This window comes from Marinicellulosiphila megalodicopiae, from assembly GCF_045862395.1.
Taxonomy (GTDB): Bacteria; Pseudomonadota; Gammaproteobacteria; order Pseudomonadales; family Natronospirillaceae; genus Marinicellulosiphila; species Marinicellulosiphila megalodicopiae.
Genome location: NZ_AP023087.1, coordinates 3,330,222 through 3,354,554, shown reverse-complemented (window position 1 = coordinate 3,354,554; position 24,333 = coordinate 3,330,222). Strand labels below are relative to the sequence as shown.

The following is a 24,333-nucleotide window of genomic DNA, read 5'->3' as shown; positions in this document are numbered from 1 at the left end:
ATGATCTATTCCTTATAAATCATCATAAATTTTATTCGAATGTGGAATGAGCTTAGATACATCTAAACCACGCAATAACCAATCTAGTTGTTCAGTTGTAAATTCAATGCAATTTTGGCTATGTTTTTTTGGCCATTTGAATTTATCTTCTTCTAAACGTTTATGCCAAAGACAAAAACCAGTTTGATCCCAATACAGAATTTTAAGCCTGTCACGATGTTTATTACAAAAAATGAACAGTGCATTTTGAAAGCAAGATTGTTCGAGTTCATCAGTGACTATCATCGATAGTCCATTAATAGCTTTGCGAAAATCGACAGGATCACGGTGCAAATAGATGTGTTCAAAATCAAAATGAGATTTCATAAGCTAAGCGCCTTACAAAAATCAGCCAACCAAATTGGATCGTTCTGCTGGATTTTAATTTTGATATGATTCAATTCGATGATGATTAATGAGCTGGAAGCTGCCTGGGGATTGGATTGAATGGCTTTCACAAATACTGATTTTTTATGAGTGGCGTCAGATTGAGTGTTTTTAGATTTTGTAAAATTTCGTTTACTTAGCTGGAGATTGAGATATTTTGCATTTAGTTGATTTTGTCGACAAAATTCAGCTTGTGATAATTTGCTTTGTTGGAAATTTGAGATAATTTCATCCCAGTTATATTTTTTAGTGCTCATGTTCGATACCTCATTTAAAAAAGAGGCTAGTTTAAACAGTGAGTTGGTGGTTTTCTAGAATGTGGTTCGTTCAGCGTTTACATTAAAGCGAATAAACGAGGTAAGATAGACAGAAAGTAACTACATAGACACACAACCTAAGCAACAAAATAACTACATAGACACACAGAAAAACCTATCAAAAAAAACCTATCAAGACACACTGAATAAGCAACAAAACGTCACAAAACTAGGAGAGCGAAATCACCGTCTTAAACTATTCTTTAAAAAAGATTGATTAATTCAAAAAATGAATATTTTTAAGAAGGTGAATAATGCCAATTGCCAGAAAGAAACTCGTATCTATTGAAGCTACACCATACTATCATTTGGTAAGTCGTTGTTGCAGGCGATGCTTTATCTTGGGTAAAGATTCAGTCACTAAAAAGGATTATTCACACAGACAAGAATGGATTGAAAATCGTTTAGTAGAATTACCAACGATCTTTAATATAAAAATAGCATCCTATGCGATTATGTCAAATCATTTCCATTTAGTTGTGTTTGTAGATCTTGATGCTTCTAAAAACCTGAGCGATCTTCAGGTAATCGAACGCTGGCATAAGGTTTACAAAGGCACAGTGTTAACTCAAAAATACGTTAAAGGTGAGCTTTTATCAGAAATTGAAATAGATTTAGTAAAAGAGCGTGCCGATGAATATCGTAGCCGTTTAATGGATTTGGGTTGGTTCATGAAATGTATTAATGAGCCGTTAGCGCGCATTGCTAATCAAGAAGACAATTGCACAGGTAAATTTTGGGAGGGGCGTTTTAAGTCTCAAGCATTACTTGATGAAAAAGCATTATTGGCCTGCATGGCTTATGTGGATTTAAATCCGGTGAGAGCTAAAATGGCAAAAACACCGGAGAAATCGGCGCATACCAGTATTAAAAAACGCATCGAACAATCTTTAAAAAGCGATAAACCTAATAATCAAAAAGAACAGGTTGATAGTTTAATGAATTTTGCAGGCTGGGCTAGAAAAGATATGCCAAAAGGGATTCCTTGCCGATTAACCACTTATATTGAATTGGTGGAATGGACAGGTCGACAATCACGAAAAGGAAAATTAGGTAAAATTGATTCCGATATTCCTGAGTTGATGACAAGGTTAAATATAGATCCAGTTAAATGGATGCATATCACATCGAGCTTTGAATCTAGTTTTAAAGGTATTGTGGGTGAATCTTTATCTATAATAGATACTGTAAAAAACTTTGGGCGTGAACGCGCATTGAATGTATCGAGTTGTTTGTATTATTTTAGTAAATCCACAAAATAGATAAAAATATTCCTGTTTTAATCTCAAAATACTAATTCGTTTAATTAGTAAATTCGCGTGTCTTAAAAACAGCAAACTTACGTTGGTTTCAGAATATCAAATATCTTATCCATAAATAAGTTGAATTTATTGAAAACTCAGAATTAATATTGAGGATGTGATTTGCCAATAGCGTGAATTTTTAAGTCAGTGTGATGAGTGTGATGAGATGGACACCCAAGGTATGCGTCATAATGCGTAAATAGTATAATTAATCTTCAACCAAAAATTATAAAACCAGAGGCATCCATCTATGAGTAATCATAAACTAATCAGTCTCGATTTAGCAAAAAACGTTTTTCAAGTTTGCATTCTTATTGAACATAATAAAGTAATTAGCAATAAAAAAGTCACGCGAAAAAAACTGATCGAGACCGTTATGCAATCTGATTCCAAGCGTATTGTTATGGAGTCTTGTTACAGCTCTAATTATTGGGGTCGTGAATTTATCAAACTTGGATTTCAAGTTGATTAAATACCTCCTCGCTTAGTTAAGCCATTTCTAAACGGCAATAAAAACGATCATAACGATGCACTCGCCATTGCCGAAGCTTCAATGAGGCCAAACATCAAATTTGTACCCGTTAAAACCATCGAACAACAAGATGGGCAATGCTTATTTAAAATCAGAGACAGGTTAATTAAGCAACGCACTGCATTAACTAATCAAATAAGAGGATTAATGTCTGAATACGGCATTATATTTGATAAAACAGTCATTAAATTAAGAAATGAAATTCCTTACATTTTAGAAGATGCTGACAATGAATTAACTATAGTGTCTAGGCGTTTTTTAAATGAGCTTTATGAAGATTTAATTAATTTTGATAAAAAGATAAAATCTATAGAAAAGCAATCACGAGCTTTAATGAAAAATAATGACGAATATAATAGATTATTCAATTTTCAGCCTATTTAGGATTAACGCCAAAGCAACATTCAAGTGGCGATCAAGAGAAAATGCTTGGGATTAGTAAGCGTGGCAATAGTACGCTGAGGAAAAATCTAATATTAGGTGCAAAAGCTGTCATCCGATATTGCGCCAACAAAACGGATCGAATCAGTTTATGGATTCAATCGCTATTAGAAAAGAAGCCTCACAATAAAGTGGCTGTCGCATTAGCTAATAAAATTGCGCGCGTGGCTTGGTCCGTTCTTAAAAATAAAACGGATTACAACCCGATTAAGTTTGAATCATTTATAAAATACTATTTGTTGTAAAGGCAACTTAAGCATAAAATTTTTACACTTAAGCCGGTTGGTCTGAAATAAAACCGTATTATTCTTCATAAAGAACTAATGTATTGTATAAATATCTATTGTCTATAGTTGAGTAGTACGAATTTATAATTAGTCATAAATGATGCTGTGAGTACCAAATTCAATCTTATCAATGATTATTGAATAATCTAAAATTTCTTTTTTCCCTGTTGTATCGGCACTAGGAAAAGATTCAAAATTATATTTGATATCATAAGTTCCTAGTTCTAAAAAATAATAAGCAAAAATACGCCCATTAAACGAGATAGCTTCAATAGGTGAAGTTGAAGCAGTAATCCAATTACTTATTGGATAAATTTTTTTTTCATCTTTATAGAGAAAAAATTGAGCTTTGTAGTTTCTGAAACCAAATGCATCATTTAAATAATACTCTTCATCTATTTTGTTAGTATCATAAATGTCATCTAACTCAATAAAATAATACCCCTCTTCAGTAACAATAAAAGTTTCAGAATAATTTTCTTCATTCTTAGAAGTGTATCTCTGATTGGATATAGGGGTAATGAACTCTCCATTTTTGATGTAACCAATTTTTTTAAATGTAATTCTGTCATTAAAATCAGATTCGTAATCAACTAAAATGGACTGTGACATTTCAGAATTCCAATTACTTTGAAAGTTATTCAAATACAAATAATATTTTTCAGTATTAAAGTTTTGGTTTGAATAAGTATATTCTAAAGCTGTATGACTATATTCAAATTTTTGAAGTCTTGAAGGGTTAAAGCTTATTCTTTCTAATTCATTATTACTATCAGCAATAACTAGCAATAATTCATTACCTCCTTTAACTTTCGCATCTCTTACTAAAAATGCAATTTCAGTCATTCTTGTACCTAAATCATCCTTAGGGTCAACGGTTAATTCATATATTATTGTTTCACCAGGTGATTTCCAAGGGAGCTCAATAAAATTTTCTTCGTTTCTGCATGTATTATCTGTAGATCTAAGGGATTCTTTATATTCGTCAATAGTCGTAGTTACAATTATTTCTTCGATTTGACATGGTATAATTGAATTAGGTGTATCTCTATAATGTTGATAACCATAAGTATCCATTGCACCGAAATATGAAAAATTTATATCATCAGTTCCTTCACCAGTTGCAAAAAAGCTTCCTCTACTTTCAATATCTACAAAAATTTCATAAGTGTGTGGAGAAAAACCATAATACCCTTCGTGAAAAATTTGTACATATCTTCCTTTTACAAGAAGGTCTTTTGAATTTATAAATTCAAAATTCATAATTGTTTTGTCAGATGGGTATTCTACTAGTTCAATAAAATGTTCTCTGCCATCAATCATACAATTATGCGTTATCATTTCGAGGTAGGTATTCTCGATAATTTTAATAGTGACTGTGCCACCATCTTCGCAGTTTCTGATAATGGAGCTAGTTTCAATTAAATCACTATCAAAGGTCGATTCTTCACTTATAATCGAGCTGTTATCAAGAATTTCTTCACGAAGTATATTTACATGAAATATAAAGGTTCTATTCCATCGTTCAGTATGTTTTGAAATAATTCCTGATAATTGATTACTTGATACAGGTTCTTCTAATAGGGAGCTGATTTGTTTAGTAGTATCAAAGTTTGGATTTTTTAAATCGATAAATAGCAATTCCTCATTAAATTCATTACCGTTGTTAGTTTCAGTGAAAGTATCTGTATCATTTGCTGGGATATTATCTTTATTAGTTGAGGTTGTTAAATTGCTTTGTTCTTGAGGGGGGTGAGGGTATTGTTGTTCTGTACATCCTATTAAAATAAAAGTCAATAAAGCCAGTATTAGTTGTTTCATTTTCAGACCTGTTGGGATTAATTGTATAAGGGTATATTACAATAAATGAAATAATGAAGCAGTAAATGAATGCATTTTGATATGGTTAATACTGCATTGGTTGGCAATTCAGTAAGAAGGATAAGCATTCATTTACTTCGTAACTTGTGGCTTGAATGGCGTTAGATTGAAAAAAGAATTAAAAATACATTTGTTATGCCTTCGGTGTTTGGTATTATGCACCAAAATTAAGCGGCAACAATTAGCCGCTTTTGAAAATTCAGATAGATACTCGCATTAGGATAGAAGTATGAAGTTCCTTGTTTTAGCCGTATTGGCACTTTCTAGTAGTTTTTCATTCGCAAAAACGTATTTGGTTGAACCACAGTTGTCAGATGACAATAAATTATGGAGTTGGGGGTATGTCAGTTATAACGATGCCTCTGGTTTTGGTAAAGTTCGTTTAGCGCCCTTCGAATTGCATATTCCTTTAAGTGATTCAAAATTACTACCTGCTCGTTTCATCGGAAATATTCTTGTAGATGGTGAACCTCAAAATTATAAAAATTTCATCCAAACAGCAGTGGCTGATATTGATGATGGTGATTTAAATTTTCAAATTCAATTTTTAGATAAAAAATCCACAACTTCTACTGAATCAATTCGCAAAAAGAAAATGTGTAATTTTGATGATGCTGACTTTTGGGCTCAATGTAGGGTTCAAGGTTTAATGGGCATTAAACAAATTAATTACCGTAATGAAGCGAATAAGTTCTTGTCTGGGACAGTAACCTACTTTGCATTTCCTATGACAATCTCACTTGATACCAGCGATTCTGAAATGGCGGGTGGTAAGTTAACATTTGGAATATCACCAGTTATAAATATTATTGACTCCCAAAAAATGATTGATTTTGCTGAGCTGGATGCAGAAGCTGGTGATCCATTAATCTCAATTGATATGTCTATTGCTTATCAAATCAGTGAGAGCATTATGTTGCAGTTTGGTAGCTCTGTATATGCTCATGATTATGAAGGAAAACGAGAAATAACTTCAGAAATTTCATATCGTTTTTAAATATGAAATTTTCAGTAGTACTGCTATTTTTGTTTTATTGTAATTTTGCAATTGCACATGCAGTGCATGTTTTAAGCGATCAAAAAGTCCGAATTCTAAATATTGGTCCTGCATTTAAACAAGGTATTGATTTAGAAGCAGGTCAGTATCAATTTCAAATTGGTCAAAACAATTTAGATGTACAAATTAAAAGTGATACTTTGTTGATTCCAAACTCATTGCATCAACAATTAGCAACGCTTGATGTTCTGTATTTGGGTTTAACCCAAAAAGATGTATTGATTTTGCCAAATATTAAAACAATTTCTGCAAATCAGGCCAATAAGTACCTGCAAAAGAATGATCTATTTGAATGGTCCTTAAGTGTTGATCAAGCTAAGTGGTTTGAACTGGAAGATTGTGATGTTCAAATTTGTCAATACAAGCCAGTGGTGATTTCTGGACAGCGATTATTGAGTTGTTATGCTCTTAATAACAAGAATTTGTGTGAGCAATTTGAAATTTTAGATCAATCCATTTCAATCCCAGTTATTTACAAACATTGGTTGATTCCAGATGTATTGCCAGTATTCAAAAGTCGTTATCTCACTTCAATGGTAGAGTTATGAGCGAATTGTTAATTAGTCCTGTAGAGCAAGCACTGCTAAGGCGTACAGAACAGCTTAATGATTTAGCTGCAAATATGGCAAATTTATCTAGCCCTGGTGCAAAGTCTGAAAAAACATTTGAGACTTATGTTGATGGCGAAATTATTATGCAAACAGCTGTTGATCATAGTCAGGGTGCGCTTAAGCCGACATCGGATCAAGGTCAATTAGCATTAAATGGCTTGGGTCAATTTGTCGTGCAAAATCAACAAGGCATCGAACAATTTGTAAGACAGGTTCGTATTGAAGTGATCAACTCTCAGTTAAAAACAAGTGATGGTCATTTTTTGTTAGGCCAAGCGGGTGTAATTTCAATTGACGCTACTGAGCCTTGGACAGTAAAAGCTGATGGCAGTATTTTTCAGGGTGATGCATTCATTGATAAAATTCAATTAACGGACACCCAAACACAAGTGTTACAAGGGTTTATTGAACAATCTAATATCGATCCTGCTGCGGAAATGATCGAGTTAATTAAAGTATCCCGCTCAACAGAAAGTTACCAAACGGTGATTAAAACACAATCTAAAATGACGCAATCTGCGTTTGATCAACTAGGAGGTCTATAGTGATAGACGCAATTACCATTGCAGAATCTGGGATTCAGTCTCAACAAAAAGTGATTGATCAAATCTCAAATAATATGGCGAATTTAAATACTAATGCTTACAAAAAAAGCAGTATGGAATTTTCACAATTAGTGAATACTGATTCGTCCAATCAATTATTGGGTGTCAGTAGTCATCAATATTTAGATTTTTCTGAAGGTCCTTTAAAACAAACCGGGTTGCCGTTGGATTTTGCTATTAGAGGCGATGGGTTTTTTGAAGTCGAAAATGCTCAAGGCGAACGTTTGTATACAAGATTGGGACGTTTTGTGACTGATGAATTTGGCTATTTAAAAACCCAAGAAGGCTATTTTTTAACAACCAATGTTCGTGTGCCAGAAAATGCTACCAGTGTAATGGTTGATTCAGATGGCACTGTAAAAGCAACGTATCCTGGCAGTAATGTGTTAAAAGAAATTGGCGAAATTAATATTTTGTCTTTTTCAAACCCACAAGGTTTAGAGTTAAATAGCGGCGGTTTTTATAATACCACGCAACAATCAGGTGATCCTGAAATTACAAATGATAGTTTGATTGTTCAAGGTTCTCTTGAAGCATCTAATGTCGATATTATTAGTGAAATGGGTGAAATGATGCTGGCTCAACATTCGTATCAAATGAACTCAAAAATTTTACAGGTTTCAGATGAAATTCTGGGCATTATTAATAACCTTAAGCGTTAATTTATACGCCCATAGCGAAATAATTTTGGTCGAAGGTCCGTGGATAACCCCTTCAACTTTTGGGTTTGAAAAAGTTCCTGAACATCGTTTGTTTATTGCTCCGGTTGTGGATCAAACGATCAAAATAAAAAGAGAGTTGATTAATAAAAAATTAAAAAGAGTGGGCATTCCAGAAATTGATTCGGATTCAGAATATATCAGTTTCAAGGGGTTTAACTCAGAAAATGTTAAACAATTGATTAAACAACAATGTTTAGATGCTTTACCTGCTATCAATGATGGAAATTGGGTATTAAATGAACTAATAGCTGATACATTTATTGGTGAAATTCAAAGTGTGAGTGTTGTAATTAATCAAAAAAATGCTCGTTGCGATGTACTTTTATTAAATGGGTTGGATCAAGTTCAACATCTAAAATATCAATTTGAATTAAAACATGACGTTTTAGTGTGGCGAGCAAAAAACGATATTGCTTCAGGGACGAATATTTTAGCCAATGCTTATCAAAGTTTAGAACAGACTTCCGATGTGATTGTTTTGAACATTACCCCGGATAGCCGAGCAAATGGTTACATAAGCAAAGGGCAAATCATTACTGAGCGCGATATAAAATCTCCCATGATGGTGTGGAAGCGTGATGAAGTGGAGTTGATTTCAATAGCAGGGGCCGTGATCTTAACTGTTAAAGCCATCGCCCTTGAAAGTGGTAATTTAAACGAGACGATTTACGTTGAGTATAATGAACAAAAAATACAAGCAACAATTGTTGCTCAAAATAAAGTAGAAATTAGAGGTGGATCATGAGAGCGATTGCTCTTTTATTGGTAATAAGCTCTGTATGTTTTAACGTACAAAGTAAAAGTTTATATGACCCTGACACCTATACACCCTTGTTGTCGGAACATCAGAGTTTTGCAATTGGTGATATTGTTACGGTCATGATTTATGAATCATCCTCTGCTACTTCTCAAGCAGGTTCGAAAACAGAAGTTTCGAATTCTTTGGGCCTAAAGTACAAAGATGATGGTTCTGAACTGGGTGGCGATTTTGGCATCAGCGGAAAATTTGATGGTGGTGGATCAACCGTTCGAAATGAAGAAATTGTTGCAAGTATTTCCGTTAATATTATCGGTATCAATTCTAATGGCGATTTTAATATTGAAGGGCAACAGTTACTGCATTTAAATAATGAATCACGCAACATAAAAATTAAAGGCACGGTAAGACCTGAAGATATCGCTTCAGATAACAGCATAGCTTCAACTCGCATTTCAAATGCTGAAATTGAATTTATAGGTGAAGGGGATTTGTCTTCAGCTGAGAAGCCGGGTTTATTTACAAAATTTTGGAATTTTATATTTTGAAAAAGCTTAATTTGTTTTTAATAATGATCATGATGACTCAGTCAACTTTTGCAGTTGACGTACGTGTTAAAGATATATCACGTATTGAAGGCAGTAGAGATAACATGTTAGTTGGTAATGGTATTGTTACCGGTTTATCAGGAACAGGTGATTCCGCAGGCAATAGAATTACGTTGCAATCTGTATCTAATATGCTTAAACGATTTGGCGTGAATGTATCAAGTACGGACATCAGAAGTCGAAATGTAGCGGCTGTCAGTATTCAAGCTATCATACCTCCTTTTGCGCAACCTGGTGATAAATTAGATATTACAGTGACTTCCATAGGCGATGCGAGAAGCTTGGCAGGTGGAAGTTTATTGTTGACTGAACTTAAAGGCGCGGATCAAAAAATATATGCATTAGCTCAAGGTGCTTTATCTGTCGGAGGATTTCAACAAGGCAATCAAAATGTCAGTGTGTCTAAAAATCATACTACCTCTGCCATCATTTCAAATGGCGCAATTGTTGAAGTTGAAATTGAAAGTGCATTATTTGAAAACCATCAAACCCATTTATTACTTAATAGTGCCGATATTACAACCGCAATCAGAATTGAAAAAAAGATCAATAGCGAACTTTCTTCTGATGTGACTGCTAGCATAATTAACCCAAGCAAAATAAATTTGCAGTTTAAAAGTAATTCTATTTTTGAAACCATATCGAAAATTCAAGCGTTAAGTATCGAGCCTGATTTTGTTAGTAAAGTCGTCATTAATGAAAAAACAGGCACGGTCATTTCTGGAGCCAATGTTCGTGTGAGTCCAATCGTTTTGAGTCATGGTGCATTGAAAATTCAAATCGGATCGTCTATTTCAACCTATGAGCATAAAGAAGATGATTTAAGTGGTTATAGCAGAGACACCACTATGCGAAGCTCATTAGACTATGAAGAAACAACCAATGTCATCAGTTTTGATGATTCTGTAAAAATTGAAGATTTGATTGTGGCGCTAAGCCAAGTAAAACTTTCAAGTCGAGATATTATTTCCGTGTTGCAAGCTTTAAAAGAAAGTGGCGCTTTGCATGCTGAATTAGTGGTTCAATAAGGTAAAAACTATGTCGATCGAAAATATATTAAATGTGGGGCAAATCAGTTTAGATACAACGATTTTGCAACATCAGTTAAATGCAGTCAATATTGCAAATATTAACAATCCCAATGCTAAGACCCAGTCGATAGATTTTATTTCAGTGTTAGATCAAGCCAATTCCATTTTGCATTCTCAAGGTGTTGAATCAGCAGAACAATTTTTACAAAATAAAAAATTTGTTAATCAATCCACTGACAAAGAAAACCTTGCAGATTTGATGGCCGAAACTTCTGAAATTTTAATGCGTTATAAAGCAGTATCTCAATCAACGGGACAAATGTTGAGTTTGTACCAAATTGCAATTAAAGGAGGTCGTTAATGTCTGATTTTGATTTACTTGCTATTTCTCGATTGGGTATGCAATTAGAACAACAAAGAATGGATTTGATTAATACGAATATTGCCATGGCAAATAGTTCATCCAAAGTGGGTGACGGCTATCAGGCTCAATCGGTTTCATTCATTCAAGCACTGGACTCGGCATCGACTTTAGATCAAGTGGTATCCGTTGTGAACCGGTATAATGATCAAAAATTAAAATACGATCCTAATCATCCACTGGCTAACAGTGAAGGGATGATTGAGTTGGCAAATGTAGATTTGGCGACAGAAATGGTTGATTTATTAAAGGTAAGTCGCGCATATGAAGCGAATGTTAAAAGTTATAAAGCTTCGCTAGATATGGCAGGTTTTGCATTGGAGATAGGTAAATGATTGATGCGATAAATTCAATTAATACTTTAGAAGTAGCAGGCTCAAGTTTAACTCAAACTCAAACATCATCGATTCAAGATGACTTTGGCCAATGGTTATCAAAAGTTAATCAAGATGTGAATGTTGCGCAATCATCATTTGAAAAATTAGCTAAAGGTGACGATATCAGTGTCCATAAAGTGATGATGGATATACAAAGTAGTCGTATGCAGTTAGAGCTAATGGTTGAAGTGAGAAATAAACTATTGGAAGGTTATCAAGAATTACTAAGAATGCAGTTATAAAAAATATCATTGTGTTTTGGCAGAAAAATTAAAACTAAAAGAGATTAAAATGAATTCGCAAAATGTAAAGTTGTTCTCTGTTTTTGCAGGTGTGATCTTGGTCATTGCAATAATAGTTATCTACATGGTGACATCAAAAGAAGGCTATCAAAATGTTGCTAGTAATTTAGATGATGCTGCTTTGGCAAGAGCAACAAACACCTTAGATCACAATCAAATTAATTACAAAATTGATCCAGAGACTCAAACAATTAAAGTCGCTAAATCTGACGCGCAAAAAGTATCTGGATTGCTATTTGATAATGGTGTTGTCGAAGAACGTCAAAAAGGCTATGAATTATTTGATGAATCAGATTTTGGTATTACGGATTTTGCTCAACAGGTCAATTACCGACGTGCTTTAGAAGGTGAGATTGCTAACACTTTAATGGCAATGCCTGAAGTTCAAAAAGCAAGAGTACATTTGGCCATACAAAGACAAGTGTTATTTCAAGAGAGCACGCCATCTTCTGCAGCAATCACCATGTGGACAGTCATTGATAAATTTTTAACAACCAACCAGATCGCTGGGATTAAACAGTTGGTTGCTAATTCAGTTCCAGAGATTTCATCTGAGAATGTTTCTGTTTTTGATCATAATGGCGTAGAACTAACCGGTAGACAAAGCTCAAACGGCAATCAGGCTCAAGAAGCTTTAGAGAAAAAAGTACACACTATTTTGTCAGGCTATTTGCCTGAACAAAATATAAAAGTGATTGCAACAATCAGTTATGATTATTCTCGTAGTGAAATTAAAGAGGAAAATTGGTTACCAGTAAATAATCAACAAGGTGCATTACTGTCAAAAACCACATCACAAACATCTGAACAAAGTGGTAATACAACATCTACCACAGAAGAAAAATGGGCGTTTAATCATCAATTGATTAGCCGAGTTGAAGAATTGGCAGATAATATTTCTAAAATGGATGTTTCGATTTATATTGATGAAGATTTAAAAGAACAAGAAATTGATCAGTTGAATTATTTGGTCAGATCTGCAATTGGTTTAGATAAACAACGTGGCGATTCATTGTTTATTTTTGCAGCAAAAAGTCGTTTTACTCAAGTTAAATTACAAGAGCCGGTCTATGACATTGAAACTACTGAATCAACATCAATGGAAAATACATCTGATATTAACGAAAGTCATCAAACTGCGAACATTAATAATACTTGGTTAAGTACATATTGGTGGGCCGGTTATATTATTCTATTTGGTTTTATTATTATTTTGATTGTTAGATTGACAAAAACTAACCAATCTAAAAATGAAGATGTTAATTCTGATCAAATAACAGCATTGGTTGAAAAATGGCAAAACAAATAGATTCAATTGATAACCCTTTAGTATTTTTAAAACAATTTTTAAACTTAGCTAAAGTGCGCCCTAATTTAGTAAGACTGGATAGCCTACATGTTGAAGTATTAGATGATATTAATGATTCCAATTGTTTAGATTTAGCTGAAATTCATACAGCTGTTCAAATTATTAGTACTGATGCTTTTATAATTCAGGTACAAAACTTAAATACTGAATTTATGACAATTAAATCTTCAAAAGATGAAGATAGAGAAAAGAATGTTTTTAATTTGGTTGAAACCTGTTCGGATTATCAATATTTATTTGCGACTTCTTTGGAAAAAGAGTTACTGCAAATGGAAGTGCTAAAATCGAATATGCCTAGTACTGCATGGCAGTCAATAAAGGAAAGTTGGCATGGATAATATGGATAAAGTGACATTGCCGACTAAGTCTGGATTAATTGAGGCCACACAATATGATGAAGTTTGTCAAGAATTGGCATTGCTCAAACAACAGTTGATTGAAGTTAAAAAAGAAAATCAGTTATTGCACAGTCAAAATAATACTCTGAAAGAAACAATTGAAACATTTTCAAATTTTGATCAACAAGTGGAACAAAAAACAAAACAAGAAGTTGAAAGTAAAATTCATGATATAAGAGCTGAATTTACAACTGAAATTGCTTCGATCAATCAAATAGTGACATCCTATCAGGGTGAATTAACTTACGAATTAAGTAAGCATGTCCACGATATTATCTTTGTTGCGATTAGTAAAATTTTAGGCTCGTTACTAACTAAACGAGAAGTGCCTTTTGCTATTGTTCAAAAAGTAATTGAAAAAATCGGTCCGCAAAAAAATATAATCATTAAAGTTGCTCCTCAAGAATTACTTTTAATTGAGCGTTATCAATCAAGATTACCAGCCATTGCTAATTTTAAATTAATTGCTGACGATTCGGTAAAACTAGGTGGATGTATTATAGAATTGGATCACGCTATTTTTGATGGTCGAATAGAGGCACAATTAGAAGCCATTCATCAAAGCTTAAATGACGCTCGTTCTCCTATTATTCGAGACACTCATGCTGGCTGAATCAATATTTGAACCTTTGCGACAATCCATCAAAAAATGCGAGACCATCCGTAAGATAGGTCGTATACAGCAATTTTTTGGTAATACTATTTTGGCTAAAGGTCCAGATGTTTTTTTAGGTGAATGTTGTGAAATATATTGTGGCTTAGATTCAACGCCAGTTTTTGCTGAAGTTATAGGTATCAAAGAGGGTAATGTGGTACTAATGCCTTATGATGATATTGAAGGCATTCGAGTAGGCAGTGAAGTGATTGGCACGGGTCGAAAATTATCTTTTGAAATTGGTGATCATTTATTAGGTTCAATGCTTGATGGTTTAGGGCGCGTGCAAACTGAATTAAAAAATAAATCACAGTCACAAATGATTGAAGCTAAATCCAGTGCTATTTCCCCCTTGGAGCGTTGCACTAAAATTGAACCGATCAAAACCCACATTCCAATTTTTGATTGTCTATTACCCATTGCAGAAGGTCAGCGTATTGGTATATTTGCAGGCAGCGGTGTGGGTAAATCCACGTTAATGCTTGAATTAATTAATAATATGCAAACGGATATAAACGTGGTTGCATTAGTGGGTGAGCGGGGACGTGAAGTAAGTGAGTTTTATGAGCAACTGACAAAAAACGGGAATATTAAAAATACGATTGTAGTCGCTGCGACCAGTGATGCTCCTGCACTTCAACGTGTGTATGCTTGTTTAACTGCCACTCGAATTGCTGAATATTATCGTGATAAAAATAAAAAAGTAGGATTGTTTGTCGATTCCATGACTCGATATGCGATGGCATTAAGAGAAAAAAATATTAACTCAGGGGAGCCACCTGCCACCCGTGGTTACACTGCGTCAGTATTTACAGAAATTCCTAAATTATTTGAGCGCGCAGGAAAAAAGAAAAACTCAGGCAGTATTACAGGAATATACTCTGTATTAGTTGAAGGCGAAGATTTTGATGAGCCGGTTTCTGATACAATGCGCGCAACATTAGATGGGCATATTGTATTAACCCGTCGATTGGCAAATAAAAGGTTGTACCCTTCAATCGATATTTTAGAAAGCCGTTCTCGCTTGGCTTCAAAAATTTATACTCAGGCAGAAAACATAGTAGTGACAAAAGTACTTAATATACTTTCAAATGTTGAAGAAAATCGTCAAGCCATTGAATTAGGTATATATAAAACGGGCAGTAATAATCAACTTGATAATGATATTAAATTAGAAAAACAAATTATTAAACTTTTGTATCAAAATGAAAAAAAAGTGAATTTATCTCAATTAACCAGTTTGGTGGGGCGTTAGGATGCAAAGTGTAATCGAACTTTCACAATTAGAAGTGAAGCAAAAGTTAATTGAAATCGAAAAAAAAATTGATCTGTATGTTGCTAAAAAAATAACAATTGAAACAGAAAAATATGAAGCTAATCAGAAACTAAACCAATATACCCAAAAATGTGATGAATTATATCAGTCTCAAAGTATGGATTTTAATCTTATTCAAATGGTCACTCAACAAATAAATTTAATAGATGCGCATGTTAAAAAATTAGATTTTCATATTGAACTGCTACAAAAAGAAATTGTAAAGCAAGAGTTAGGTAAAGATACACAAATTGTAGAGTTAAATGTACTTGAAAATGCTCAAAAAAGTTTAACAAAATCTATAATTAAATTGAAAGAAAAGAAACAAAACAAAATCGTTGATCAAATTGTTAATGATCAAGCAATTTCCCGTGAATTAGTAGGCCAAATATGAATATTCAAACTTTGATCACTGAAAAACAGAGTTTAAATGATAGTATTTTTAAACGTGAACAAGATAAAACCTTTGAGACTTTATTAAATGCGGATGTCGAACATGAGACGTTGGAAGAAAAAAATCTTTTAGAAAATTCTGACGTTTATAATTTAGTGGCGAATGAAAAATTAGATGTTTTGCAATTCAAATCGCTACATCAATCTAATATTCAACCTGTTTCTAATATAACAATGAATATTTCTGGTGATCGTATTTATTCAAAACAGATTGTAAATATTGATGTGAAAAGTACCCCTGTTCAAAGCATGCAAACAAAAAACGTTGAATCAAATATTAATAAAATGGATGCTTCTTCTAGAAGTGCTGTCCCTGTGGCTGAAATAAATCAAGATGTGCTTAGGTCTTTTCTTTTTGTTAAAAAAGAAAATAAGCTTTTTCTAACCAAAAAAAAGTATGAATTAATTCAAAAAGATGGGAATAGTATTTTTAATATTTTCAAAGAGTTTGGAATTAAATTATCAAAATTAGTGGTATCTGGGAATCAGGTGCAGGAGAAATAATATGCCAGTTGAAGCAAATAGCAGTATTGGGTCAGAAGATTTATTTAAAATTTTGTTAACTCAATTAAATTATCAAGATCCATTAAAACCAATGGATAATCAGGAGTTTATTGCACAGTTGGCTCAATTTACGACTTTGGAGCAAACCAAGCAGCTTAATGATAGTATTGAAAATTTAATTCAAATATCAAGTTCTAATTTAGGTATTGATTTACTGGACAGAATTATTCAAGCTACAACTGAAGAAGCGGTGGTTAAAGGGAAAGTAATTACGATTACCTACAATGAGGGCATACCTGAATTCACGATTGTAGATGATCAAGGAGATTTTAAAAGTGGTATAACGATGTCACAAATTGAAATTATCGATACTTTAAATACTGAGACTAACTAATATGCTTGGATCAATTTATAAAGGCCTAGCTGGAATGCTGTCGTTTTCAAACGGGTTAAGTGGCATTAGTTCAAATGTTGGAAACTTAAATACAACTGCTTATAAAAAAAATGACAACAGTTTTACATCATTAGTTTCGCATAATGGAACACAAAACGATGGCGTAAAATCATTAGCCCCGCAAATGATTTTAGCTCAGGGTGACCTAAAAGAAACAGGTGAAAACACTGATGTAAGTATTGAAGGGGCTGGGTTTTTTGTCATTGAAAAAAATGGTGAATATTTATTGACGAGAGATGGACAGTTTCGATTTTCACAAGATGGATTTTTAACATTAAGAGATGACGATGCGTTTGTTATGGTCAACGTTAATGGATCTCTACAAAAAGTTAATTCAGAAAATTATCAAGATGGCCCATTCAAGGTGACATCTGAAGTAGAATTAAAAGGTAAGTTACTTACTAAGTATGATAATCATACGATTAGTGATGTGATAGTCATTGATGGATCTGGAAACAAAAGAACCCTGACAATTGAAATGACTACTTTGGATACTGAAATAGATAATCAGTGGTTTGTTGAAGTGTATGAAGATGATAAATTATTAACTGGCCCTGTCTCTATTGAGTTTTTACAAAATGGTACGCCAAAAGAGGGTTTTAATAAAATTTCGATGTCGATTGAAAGCGACAGAGGTATACAATCTGATTTTACTATAAATTTTGGTGAAGCAGGCTTATATTCAGGTGTTCAAAATTCAAACTCAAATACAGGTGAAAGCACCGCTGCTTTTGAAGAGCAAGATGGTAATGAACTTGGCTCGTTATCAAATATTTCAATTGATGAGTATGGAAGATTTCAATTCAATTATAGTAATGAAGAGGAGCGAACAGGCCCTCAATTAGCAATTACAAATATAACTTCGCCTGATCATTTAATTTCATTTGAGAATAATATGTTTCGTTTAGATAATTCATTGGATTTAAAACTTGTTGACCCAAGAGCAATTGGTGCAACAATTTCAGGCGGTAAATTGGAATTATCTAACGTTGAATTATCACAGGAATTTTCAGAAATGATTATTGTACAACGTGGTTATCAAGCTTCATCTCAAGTTATGACAACAGCTAATGAAATGTTACAGCAATTGCTTGAAGCGACTAAAGGTTAATGGATGTTAATAGGTAATAATTTTTTAAAATTTATTGAAAATCAACTGACTACAGATTTAAAGTCTTGGTGTAAAAACTGGTTCGATTTTGATAATGTCTCGATTGAATTTGCTCTTAATACAATTAATGTTTCTGATAATATAAATGATATTTCATTTTTAATTCAGCAGAAATTTAACGCTGTGCCAAACGCTATGGAGCGAAAATGGACTGAGAATTCAAAGTCTGCATTTGAAAATTTCGGTTATACACTTAAGTTGCCAGCACAAGAATATGTTTATTTAGGTTTTTATATTACGATCAAAAATATACAAGAAGATCTGCAGTTTTATGTGGTACCTAATCAATCAATGATTGAAAAGTTTTGCCTGCAATCTTCATCGACAAAAAAACATTCGGTGAATATTAATCGATTAATTTCAAAAAAACTGACAAAGGTTGAGGTCAGTACTCTGACAACTTTACACAGTTATCAGCGGATTCAATCGTTAAAAATAGGCGACGTTTTAAAATCCGGCCACAAAATAAATATTCCTTTAAATATCCATGTGTTAGATCAAAAATTAACTGGTTTTTTAGGACAGCAACAGGGTAAAAAATCCTTACTATTGGAGTCGAATATGACTGATGTATCATCAAAAGAATCAAACATAGAGTATCAAGAGTTAGTACAAGATAGCGATAAATCCACGCAAATTATTGGTGTTAATCAACTTCAAGAATCGATTCAAGTACCAATTTCTATCGAATTAGGTGAAGGTGAGATTAGTTTAAAAACGTTAAGTGAATTAAAATCGGGTGAAATAATAAAATTAAATCAAAGTATAGATGATTTAGTCGTTTTAAAAGCCAATGGCATTGAAGTGGGTAAAGGAGTATTAACCATCGAGGATGGTGAATTCTCAATTAAAGTCACTGATATTGCATCGCTGAGTATTTAATTGTGAATGAAGGGTTAGCTTTAAAAACACAAGGTTTTGATTTTACAATGTTCATTATCGTGTGCGCTGTTTTATTGTGTATTGCTATTGCATCTTATATGTACGCAAAATATAAAATGAAACAAGATGGTCAACCTGATTCCAATATTAAAGTAATAGATAAAAAAATGATCAATAGGTTTACCTCAATTTATGTTGTTGAGTGTGATGGTCAACAATATATTTTAACTGAGTCTAGTAAGCATGTTTCAATTTCTAAAAAATAAATTTAGTGTCGTATTGTTACTGTTGTTGCCATTTGTTTTTTTAAACGCTTCAGCTGCGGATAGTAGTAACCTAGCATCGGATGCTATTTCTGCGGTATCGGATCAAACGATTGCAGGTCCAATTGAAATTATTTTTTTCATTACTTTGCTTTCTTTAGCGCCCTCTATTTTAATTATTACTTCGGCATTTACCCGTATTATTATTGTATTATCATTATTAAGGCAGGCATTAGGTTTACAGCAAACCCCTCCAAATGCGGTATTGATTAGCCTGGCTATCTTTTTATCTTTTTTTGCAATGCGTGGTGTGTACACGGAAGTTTATGAACAGGCTTATCAACCTTATAAAAGTGGTGAACTAAGTTTTGATGGTGCCATTGTAGAGGCGCAAAAACCGATTAAAGAATTTATGATTCATCAAACCAGAGAGTCAGATTTAAAATTAATATACGAATTAAAAGCCGAATCGTTGCCGACATCAATTGAGCAAGTCAATATTTTTGATCTGGCTCCCGCATTTTTGTTGAGTGAATTATTCACGGCATTTCAAATAGGTTTTATTATATTTTTACCCTTTTTATTAATTGATATCATTGTGTCTAGTTTATTGATGTCAATGGGGATGATGATGGTTCCGCCGATGATGATGTCGTTGCCAATTAAACTTTTAATTTTTATTCTAATTGATGGTTGGGCTTTAATCGCTAGAAGTCTGCTTGGTAGTTTCACATAAACGGTGATGTATTATGCTAAGTTATAAAGAACAGCACGAAATTTGTACAATTATTGCTAAAGTCATTTTTATCAAAATTAAAAATGCATCCGTTGATTTTTCTGATCTTGTCCAAAGTGGATTTGTTGGTCTTTTGATCTGTGAGAAAAAGTTCGATCTAAAAAAAGATATCCCATTTCAATGGTATGCAGGAAAAAGAATAAAAGGTGAGATACTTAATTTACTGGCTAAATATTCAGAAGAGTTATCTTTATATAATCGACATTTAACAACTGAACGTAAAAAATCTATTACGCCTAACTCAGATTCCATCAGTTTAAATCAAGCAGCTAATACAGTTGTTGATTTGGCTTTTTCTTTTATCTTAGATGAAATAATTGAACCAGAAGAAGCAGAAGATAAACTTTATAACGAGATTGATAGTGCGATAGATGTCAGTAGATTATATGAAAATATTGAAAGATTAGATGGAAAGGCCAAGCAAGTATTAAAAGGCATCTATCTTCATGGACAATCTTTTGCTCAAATGGGTGAGTCCCTTGAACTATCCAAGGGACGTATCTCACAAATCCATAAGCAATCTATACAAGAGTTACGTTTAATATCCGATATTAAATTTTAAGTGTGCCTAAAGACTGAACATTTGTGGTTGATCCAATTTCACCCATACTAATTATGTGAATGCCAGGCACAAACCTTGAACAATACTCCCAAAATACACTTCTAACTTCTGGTGCCGTCACAATAATACTTTCTAGTGATTGTGCCTGACGTTGTTTATGGAACTGTGCGATCTCTCTGATTAACTTTTCAGCATCACTAGGTGGTAAAGATATTTTGTTGTTTTGTAATGAACTGATAATTTGTCTTTCAAGATCTGGAGCAAGCACTTTTACTTCTAGTGCTTGTTTTTCATTTAATAGGTTTTGAATGATATTGTTTGACAGGTTCATACGTATTAACTGTATAGCCGTATCAATATTTTCTGCTGACACTTTATCAAATTGACTTAATGTTTGGATGATTGGATCTATTCGACGAATGGATACTTTTTGTAATAATAACTTTTTAAGTATTTGATGCAGTACCGCTTTAGGTACTTTTTGAGTTAACACATCTTGGACCATTTCTTCTGAACGTTTACGCATTCGATCTAATAACAAATCCATCTGAGACAAGCCAAATAAATCTGCTAATTTTTGCTCAGTAATTTCACTCAAATGGGTAAATAAAACAGTACTTGCATCTACTATTTTGTAACCTGATTTTTTTGCTATTGATATTTGTGTGTCATCAATCCAAATTGCTGGTAATTGATAGGTTGGATCAGTTGTTTCTATCCCATCGGTTATTTTGTTTTTTACTCCAAGGTCAATGGCCAGCGATTTACCAAACAAAATCTCCCCTTGAGCAACTTGTACACCGTGAATTTGTATTTGATAGCTCGTTTTTTCAATAGACTTAGTTTCAATTAATTTGATATCAGGAATGATGACGCCATAAGTCATGCCTAATTTTTCACGTAATGCTTCAATTTTTTGTAGATATAAAGCCGATTGATTTTGTAGTGCTTGGTAGACTTCTGATCCTAAATGGATTGAGAATTCATGAACATCAATCCATGCAAGGGGGTCGTTTTGATCGTCTTCACCTGTAACCGAATCCTCTACCGTTTCACCATTTTTTTTCTTTTTATAGGCATAATATCCTACAGCAAATAAAATGATTGAAATAACAATGATCGGTGCTTTAGGTATGCCTGGCAGAAATAACATGACTAACAAGGTAGCGGCAACTATAAATAAAATTTTAGGTTGGGCAATAAATTGGCTTTGAATTTCTTTACTTAAAAATGCATCAGAAGAGGCTCTTGTTACAATAATACCTGTTGCTGTTGAAATAACTAATGCAGGAATTTGCGTTACAATACCATCACCTACTGTTAATAATGTATAAGTGTTTAATGCTTCTCCCCAGCTTAAACCCAGCTGTGCTATGCCAATGGTTAAACCACCTACAATATTTATTATTACAATAATAATACCTGCTATCGCATCGCCTTTTACAAATTTACTTGCTCCATCCATCGAGCCATAAAAACTACTTTCCTTTTCGATTTCTTTGCGTCTTGCTTGAGCTTGTTTTTCATCAATGACGCCCATATTCAAATCGGCATCAATGGCCATTTGTTTACCTGGCATACTATCTAGCGTAAAACGTGCAGCAACTTCTGCTACACGCTGTGCACCGTTGGTTACAACGACATATTGCACAACAATTAATACTATAAATACAATTAAGCCAATGACATAGTTACCTGAAATCACATAATCACCAACAGCATTAATCACTTCACCTGCATTACCGTTGTCTAGTATAAGTCGTGTTGAAGCAATATTGAGAGATAATCTAAATAGTGTTGCAATCAGTAAAATAGAAGGGAAGGTTGAAAACCTAATCGGTTTATCAACATAAAAGGTAAGTAGTAATATTAATAACGCAATGCTTATATTTATGATTATTAATATATCCAATAACATTGCAGGAATTGGTGTGAACAACACCATTAATATACCCATAATGCCCAGTACAAAAATAATGTCTGAATGTTTGCCAAAAAGGCGTTTGATGGTTGATAATATTTTCATAGATGACTACTTAACTAATTTATGTTTAATATAAATGCTGGCGACTTCAGCAAATAATTCTGCTGGGAGATTTTGATTCAGTTTACCAGATTTCCATATTTTTCGTGCTAATGGTTTGTTTTCAACAAGTTTAATATTATGTTTTCTTCCTTCTTTTTTGATATTTAAAGCATGATTGTTTTTACCCATGGCAATAATAATTGGTGCAGGTGATTTTAACCGATCAAATTTTAATGCAATGGCAAAATGGGTTGGGTTGGTAATGATGACATCTGCTTGTTTGACATTACCAAGAGATTTTAATTGTTCATTTAATTCACGTTGAATTTGTTTGCGCTTTGATCGAATATCAGGATCACCTTCGCGTTTTTTATATTCTTCTTTTACTTCATGCTTACTCATCATCATTTTTTTACTATATGATCGTCTTGAATAAATTAAATCAATCAATGCAATCACTGCCCATGCAGCTAATAATATAATTAATGTGAATTTAAATTCATTAAACATGAATTTCATAGCCGATTCTAAAGGAAGAGAGGGCAGTTGCGTAAAAGTAGGAATGGCATTGATTAAAATCAATGTTGCTGCTGTAAATATAACCGTGAATTTAATCAGAGTTTTTACAGCTTCAAACAGAGTTTTTTTAGAGAATAGCTTTTTAAACCCAGTGACTGGATTGATTTTTTTTATGTCAGGTTTAATTGGGAAAGTAGTAAATATTGGTCCAGTTTGCATAATGTTAGCAATAATGGATGCAATGATTAAAATAAGAATAAAGGGGAACAGTAAAATAGCAATAACTTTTAAAGCTCTATAAAACGTATATTCAACGGATTGAATGTTAACTTGAATATTGGCAGATTGTGAAAACCAAAACGACCAAAGTTGTTTTAAGCCTTCTAAAATTTCACTGCCAATAAATAATAATGCAACTAGACCAGATACCAGTACTACCCAACTATTAAACTCAATGCTTTTAGGAATATTGCCTTGTTTTTTTGCTTCACGTAGTTTGTGTTCGCTGGCTTGTTCGGTTTTGTCCTCGTCTTCATCTGCCATTACAAAACTCCAAGAGATATAAATAAATTGGAAAAAATACGATTAACTAATGGAATTAAGTATTGAAGTGAAATGGCTAAAACTATGATGCCCACCGTGATCTTAATTGGAATGCTTAATATAAATATATTTAGTTGAGGCATAGATTTAGCGGATACGGCCATAATCAAATCAATAATAAATACAGCGGTTATGATCGGAGTGATAAGCATGAATGCATAGGCAAAACTTTGGCTGAATAATATCAGTATTGTATTTAAGGCACTGTTTTGTAATAAACTACCTGGGGGATAAGTTTCATACATCGAAAAAATTGCTTTAAGTAATGCGTGGTGACCATTGATACTAAAAAACATTATGATTGCTAATAGATTTAAAAATACACCAAATAATGCCCCCATTTCTTTAGTGCTAGGATCGATCAAATTAGCCGTGCTTAAGCCGATTGTAAGATCGAGCATTCTTCCAGCATTTTGGAACGTTGAAAAGGTAATATTGATGGCAAGAACTATAAACAATCCAAACATTATTTCAGTAAATACAATGATAGGCGTGAGTTTTGGAAAAATTACTTGGCTAGATACTATGCCGGCACTCACTAAAGCAAAACCAATACTTAACAAAATTTTTACATTTAAAGGGATGCCTTTAAATGCAAAAACTGCACTGAATAAAAAAACAGGTAATAGTCTTAATGAGACAATTAGTGTTTGATTAATATTGTTAAGCTCGATTAAATCCATA

29 protein-coding genes and 1 pseudogene are annotated in these 24,333 nt (G+C 33.2%); 24 read left to right on the top strand and 6 right to left on the bottom strand.

The features are described 5' to 3' along the window. Window positions 1-12: 12 nt before the first annotated feature. Window positions 13-366: an IS66 family insertion sequence element accessory protein TnpB gene (gene tnpB, locus TYM08_RS14460; protein WP_422379857.1), complete on the bottom strand. Its 354-nt coding sequence runs from the start codon at window positions 364-366 to the stop codon at window positions 13-15. Beyond that, window positions 363-683, bottom strand: a complete 321-nt coding sequence (gene tnpA / locus TYM08_RS14455) for an IS66 family insertion sequence element accessory protein TnpA (protein ID WP_422379856.1) — start codon at window positions 681-683, stop codon at window positions 363-365. Before tnpA ends, tnpB begins: the two co-directional genes overlap by 4 nt. 401 nt (window positions 684-1,084) lie before the next feature. Between tnpA and TYM08_RS14450 the strand changes: the two genes are divergently transcribed. Next, window positions 1,085-2,005 carry a transposase gene (locus TYM08_RS14450; RefSeq protein ID WP_422379855.1) on the top strand — a complete coding sequence of 307 codons (921 nt, stop codon included), beginning with the start codon at window positions 1,085-1,087 and terminating at the stop codon, window positions 2,003-2,005. 292 nt (window positions 2,006-2,297) lie between these two features. Further along, window positions 2,298-3,265: pseudogene (locus tag TYM08_RS14445) on the top strand (IS110 family transposase). A 129-nt stretch (window positions 3,266-3,394) separates the two neighbouring features. Here the strand turns inward: TYM08_RS14445 and TYM08_RS14440 are convergent. Continuing rightward, window positions 3,395-5,128, bottom strand: a complete 1,734-nt coding sequence (locus TYM08_RS14440; protein WP_422379854.1) for a hypothetical protein — start codon at window positions 5,126-5,128, stop codon at window positions 3,395-3,397. A 289-nt stretch (window positions 5,129-5,417) separates the two neighbouring features. Between TYM08_RS14440 and TYM08_RS14435 the strand changes: the two genes are divergently transcribed. The 22 genes from TYM08_RS14435 to TYM08_RS14330 are packed head-to-tail and all read left to right on the top strand — an operon-like array spanning window position 5,418 to window position 20,501. Continuing rightward, a complete protein-coding gene (locus TYM08_RS14435) occupies window positions 5,418-6,185 on the top strand; it encodes a hypothetical protein (protein ID WP_422379853.1) in 768 nt (255 codons plus the stop codon). 2 nt (window positions 6,186-6,187) lie between these two features. Next, entirely contained in the window at window positions 6,188-6,793 is a 606-nt protein-coding gene (locus TYM08_RS14430) for a hypothetical protein (RefSeq protein ID WP_422379852.1), read from the top strand. Beyond that, entirely contained in the window at window positions 6,790-7,401 is a 612-nt protein-coding gene (locus TYM08_RS14425; protein ID WP_422379851.1) for a flagellar basal body rod C-terminal domain-containing protein, read from the top strand. The genes TYM08_RS14430 and TYM08_RS14425 overlap by 4 nt, the downstream gene beginning before the upstream one ends. Further along, a complete protein-coding gene (locus TYM08_RS14420; RefSeq protein ID WP_422379850.1) occupies window positions 7,401-8,123 on the top strand; it encodes a flagellar hook-basal body protein in 723 nt (240 codons plus the stop codon). The genes TYM08_RS14425 and TYM08_RS14420 overlap by 1 nt, the downstream gene beginning before the upstream one ends. Then, window positions 8,086-8,928, top strand: a complete 843-nt coding sequence (locus TYM08_RS14415; protein ID WP_422379849.1) for a flagella basal body P-ring formation protein FlgA — start codon at window positions 8,086-8,088, stop codon at window positions 8,926-8,928. The genes TYM08_RS14420 and TYM08_RS14415 overlap by 38 nt, the downstream gene beginning before the upstream one ends. Next, window positions 8,925-9,488, top strand: a complete 564-nt coding sequence (locus tag TYM08_RS14410) for a flagellar basal body L-ring protein FlgH (RefSeq protein ID WP_422379848.1) — start codon at window positions 8,925-8,927, stop codon at window positions 9,486-9,488. Before TYM08_RS14415 ends, TYM08_RS14410 begins: the two co-directional genes overlap by 4 nt. Beyond that, window positions 9,485-10,576 carry a flagellar basal body P-ring protein FlgI gene (flgI, locus tag TYM08_RS14405; protein ID WP_422379847.1) on the top strand — a complete coding sequence of 364 codons (1,092 nt, stop codon included), beginning with the start codon at window positions 9,485-9,487 and terminating at the stop codon, window positions 10,574-10,576. The genes TYM08_RS14410 and flgI overlap by 4 nt, the downstream gene beginning before the upstream one ends. A gap of 10 nt (window positions 10,577-10,586) precedes the next feature. Further along, the gene (locus TYM08_RS14400) at window positions 10,587-10,940 is read left to right on the top strand and encodes a hypothetical protein (RefSeq protein ID WP_422379846.1); all 354 of its coding nucleotides are present in this window, start codon (window positions 10,587-10,589) and stop codon (window positions 10,938-10,940) included. Continuing rightward, on the top strand, window positions 10,940-11,335 hold the full coding sequence (locus TYM08_RS14395; protein WP_422379845.1) for a flagellar basal body rod protein FlgC: 396 nt from the start codon (window positions 10,940-10,942) through the stop codon (window positions 11,333-11,335). The genes TYM08_RS14400 and TYM08_RS14395 overlap by 1 nt, the downstream gene beginning before the upstream one ends. Beyond that, window positions 11,332-11,619 carry a flagellar hook-basal body complex protein FliE gene (gene fliE, locus TYM08_RS14390; protein WP_422379844.1) on the top strand — a complete coding sequence of 96 codons (288 nt, stop codon included), beginning with the start codon at window positions 11,332-11,334 and terminating at the stop codon, window positions 11,617-11,619. Before TYM08_RS14395 ends, fliE begins: the two co-directional genes overlap by 4 nt. A 49-nt stretch (window positions 11,620-11,668) precedes the next feature. Then, window positions 11,669-12,988, top strand: coding sequence for a flagellar basal-body MS-ring/collar protein FliF (fliF, locus tag TYM08_RS14385; protein WP_422379843.1), 1,320 nt, complete (start codon window positions 11,669-11,671; stop codon window positions 12,986-12,988). Next, window positions 12,973-13,386, top strand: coding sequence for a hypothetical protein (locus tag TYM08_RS14380; protein ID WP_422379842.1), 414 nt, complete (start codon window positions 12,973-12,975; stop codon window positions 13,384-13,386). Before fliF ends, TYM08_RS14380 begins: the two co-directional genes overlap by 16 nt. After that, window positions 13,379-14,059 carry a FliH/SctL family protein gene (locus TYM08_RS14375; protein WP_422379841.1) on the top strand — a complete coding sequence of 227 codons (681 nt, stop codon included), beginning with the start codon at window positions 13,379-13,381 and terminating at the stop codon, window positions 14,057-14,059. The genes TYM08_RS14380 and TYM08_RS14375 overlap by 8 nt, the downstream gene beginning before the upstream one ends. Beyond that, the gene (locus TYM08_RS14370; RefSeq protein WP_422379840.1) at window positions 14,049-15,356 is read left to right on the top strand and encodes a FliI/YscN family ATPase; all 1,308 of its coding nucleotides are present in this window, start codon (window positions 14,049-14,051) and stop codon (window positions 15,354-15,356) included. Before TYM08_RS14375 ends, TYM08_RS14370 begins: the two co-directional genes overlap by 11 nt. Window position 15,357: 1 nt before the next feature. Continuing rightward, the gene (locus TYM08_RS14365; protein WP_422379839.1) at window positions 15,358-15,810 is read left to right on the top strand and encodes a hypothetical protein; all 453 of its coding nucleotides are present in this window, start codon (window positions 15,358-15,360) and stop codon (window positions 15,808-15,810) included. Beyond that, entirely contained in the window at window positions 15,807-16,373 is a 567-nt protein-coding gene (locus TYM08_RS14360) for a hypothetical protein (protein WP_422379838.1), read from the top strand. Before TYM08_RS14365 ends, TYM08_RS14360 begins: the two co-directional genes overlap by 4 nt. 1 nt (window position 16,374) lies before the next feature. Then, the gene (locus tag TYM08_RS14355) at window positions 16,375-16,767 is read left to right on the top strand and encodes a flagellar hook assembly protein FlgD (RefSeq protein ID WP_422379837.1); all 393 of its coding nucleotides are present in this window, start codon (window positions 16,375-16,377) and stop codon (window positions 16,765-16,767) included. Between the two features lies 1 nt (window position 16,768). Further along, the gene (locus tag TYM08_RS14350; protein ID WP_422379836.1) at window positions 16,769-17,938 is read left to right on the top strand and encodes a flagellar hook-basal body complex protein; all 1,170 of its coding nucleotides are present in this window, start codon (window positions 16,769-16,771) and stop codon (window positions 17,936-17,938) included. A 3-nt stretch (window positions 17,939-17,941) separates the two neighbouring features. Then, a complete protein-coding gene (locus TYM08_RS14345) occupies window positions 17,942-18,880 on the top strand; it encodes a FliM/FliN family flagellar motor switch protein (protein WP_422379835.1) in 939 nt (312 codons plus the stop codon). Between the two features lie 2 nt (window positions 18,881-18,882). Further along, window positions 18,883-19,146 carry a flagellar biosynthetic protein FliO gene (locus TYM08_RS14340; protein ID WP_422379834.1) on the top strand — a complete coding sequence of 88 codons (264 nt, stop codon included), beginning with the start codon at window positions 18,883-18,885 and terminating at the stop codon, window positions 19,144-19,146. Further along, entirely contained in the window at window positions 19,124-19,879 is a 756-nt protein-coding gene (fliP, locus tag TYM08_RS14335; RefSeq protein ID WP_422379833.1) for a flagellar type III secretion system pore protein FliP, read from the top strand. The genes TYM08_RS14340 and fliP overlap by 23 nt, the downstream gene beginning before the upstream one ends. A 13-nt stretch (window positions 19,880-19,892) precedes the next feature. Continuing rightward, entirely contained in the window at window positions 19,893-20,501 is a 609-nt protein-coding gene (locus tag TYM08_RS14330; protein WP_422379832.1) for a sigma-70 family RNA polymerase sigma factor, read from the top strand. Here TYM08_RS14330 and TYM08_RS14325 read toward each other — a convergent pair. The 3 genes from TYM08_RS14325 to TYM08_RS14315 are packed head-to-tail and all read right to left on the bottom strand — an operon-like array spanning window position 20,491 to window position 24,332. Continuing rightward, on the bottom strand, window positions 20,491-22,527 hold the full coding sequence (locus tag TYM08_RS14325) for an FHIPEP family type III secretion protein (RefSeq protein ID WP_422379831.1): 2,037 nt from the start codon (window positions 22,525-22,527) through the stop codon (window positions 20,491-20,493). The genes TYM08_RS14330 and TYM08_RS14325 overlap by 11 nt on opposite strands. Before the next feature lie 6 nt (window positions 22,528-22,533). Continuing rightward, a complete protein-coding gene (locus tag TYM08_RS14320) occupies window positions 22,534-23,589 on the bottom strand; it encodes an EscU/YscU/HrcU family type III secretion system export apparatus switch protein (protein ID WP_422379830.1) in 1,056 nt (351 codons plus the stop codon). Further along, window positions 23,589-24,332, bottom strand: coding sequence for a flagellar biosynthetic protein FliR (locus TYM08_RS14315; RefSeq protein WP_422379829.1), 744 nt, complete (start codon window positions 24,330-24,332; stop codon window positions 23,589-23,591). Before TYM08_RS14315 ends, TYM08_RS14320 begins: the two co-directional genes overlap by 1 nt. Window position 24,333: the final 1 nt, after the last annotated feature.

Coding starts and splice junctions, on each gene's coding strand:
- tnpB (WP_422379857.1), bottom strand. CDS start 366: ATGAAATCTCATTTTGATTTTGAACACATCTATTTGCACCGTGATCCT.
- tnpA (WP_422379856.1), bottom strand. CDS start 683: ATGAGCACTAAAAAATATAACTGGGATGAAATTATCTCAAATTTCCAA.
- TYM08_RS14440 (WP_422379854.1), bottom strand. CDS start 5,128: ATGAAACAACTAATACTGGCTTTATTGACTTTTATTTTAATAGGATGT.
- TYM08_RS14435 (WP_422379853.1), top strand. CDS start 5,418: ATGAAGTTCCTTGTTTTAGCCGTATTGGCACTTTCTAGTAGTTTTTCA.
- TYM08_RS14430 (WP_422379852.1), top strand. CDS start 6,188: ATGAAATTTTCAGTAGTACTGCTATTTTTGTTTTATTGTAATTTTGCA.
- TYM08_RS14425 (WP_422379851.1), top strand. CDS start 6,790: ATGAGCGAATTGTTAATTAGTCCTGTAGAGCAAGCACTGCTAAGGCGT.
- TYM08_RS14415 (WP_422379849.1), top strand. CDS start 8,086: ATGAAATTCTGGGCATTATTAATAACCTTAAGCGTTAATTTATACGCC.
- TYM08_RS14410 (WP_422379848.1), top strand. CDS start 8,925: ATGAGAGCGATTGCTCTTTTATTGGTAATAAGCTCTGTATGTTTTAAC.
- TYM08_RS14400 (WP_422379846.1), top strand. CDS start 10,587: ATGTCGATCGAAAATATATTAAATGTGGGGCAAATCAGTTTAGATACA.
- TYM08_RS14395 (WP_422379845.1), top strand. CDS start 10,940: ATGTCTGATTTTGATTTACTTGCTATTTCTCGATTGGGTATGCAATTA.
- fliE (WP_422379844.1), top strand. CDS start 11,332: ATGATTGATGCGATAAATTCAATTAATACTTTAGAAGTAGCAGGCTCA.
- fliF (WP_422379843.1), top strand. CDS start 11,669: ATGAATTCGCAAAATGTAAAGTTGTTCTCTGTTTTTGCAGGTGTGATC.
- TYM08_RS14380 (WP_422379842.1), top strand. CDS start 12,973: ATGGCAAAACAAATAGATTCAATTGATAACCCTTTAGTATTTTTAAAA.
- TYM08_RS14375 (WP_422379841.1), top strand. CDS start 13,379: ATGGATAATATGGATAAAGTGACATTGCCGACTAAGTCTGGATTAATT.
- TYM08_RS14370 (WP_422379840.1), top strand. CDS start 14,049: ATGCTGGCTGAATCAATATTTGAACCTTTGCGACAATCCATCAAAAAA.
- TYM08_RS14365 (WP_422379839.1), top strand. CDS start 15,358: ATGCAAAGTGTAATCGAACTTTCACAATTAGAAGTGAAGCAAAAGTTA.
- TYM08_RS14360 (WP_422379838.1), top strand. CDS start 15,807: ATGAATATTCAAACTTTGATCACTGAAAAACAGAGTTTAAATGATAGT.
- TYM08_RS14355 (WP_422379837.1), top strand. CDS start 16,375: ATGCCAGTTGAAGCAAATAGCAGTATTGGGTCAGAAGATTTATTTAAA.
- TYM08_RS14350 (WP_422379836.1), top strand. CDS start 16,769: ATGCTTGGATCAATTTATAAAGGCCTAGCTGGAATGCTGTCGTTTTCA.
- TYM08_RS14345 (WP_422379835.1), top strand. CDS start 17,942: ATGTTAATAGGTAATAATTTTTTAAAATTTATTGAAAATCAACTGACT.
- fliP (WP_422379833.1), top strand. CDS start 19,124: ATGTTTCAATTTCTAAAAAATAAATTTAGTGTCGTATTGTTACTGTTG.
- TYM08_RS14330 (WP_422379832.1), top strand. CDS start 19,893: ATGCTAAGTTATAAAGAACAGCACGAAATTTGTACAATTATTGCTAAA.
- TYM08_RS14325 (WP_422379831.1), bottom strand. CDS start 22,527: ATGAAAATATTATCAACCATCAAACGCCTTTTTGGCAAACATTCAGAC.
- TYM08_RS14320 (WP_422379830.1), bottom strand. CDS start 23,589: ATGGCAGATGAAGACGAGGACAAAACCGAACAAGCCAGCGAACACAAA.
- TYM08_RS14315 (WP_422379829.1), bottom strand. CDS start 24,332: ATGGATTTAATCGAGCTTAACAATATTAATCAAACACTAATTGTCTCA.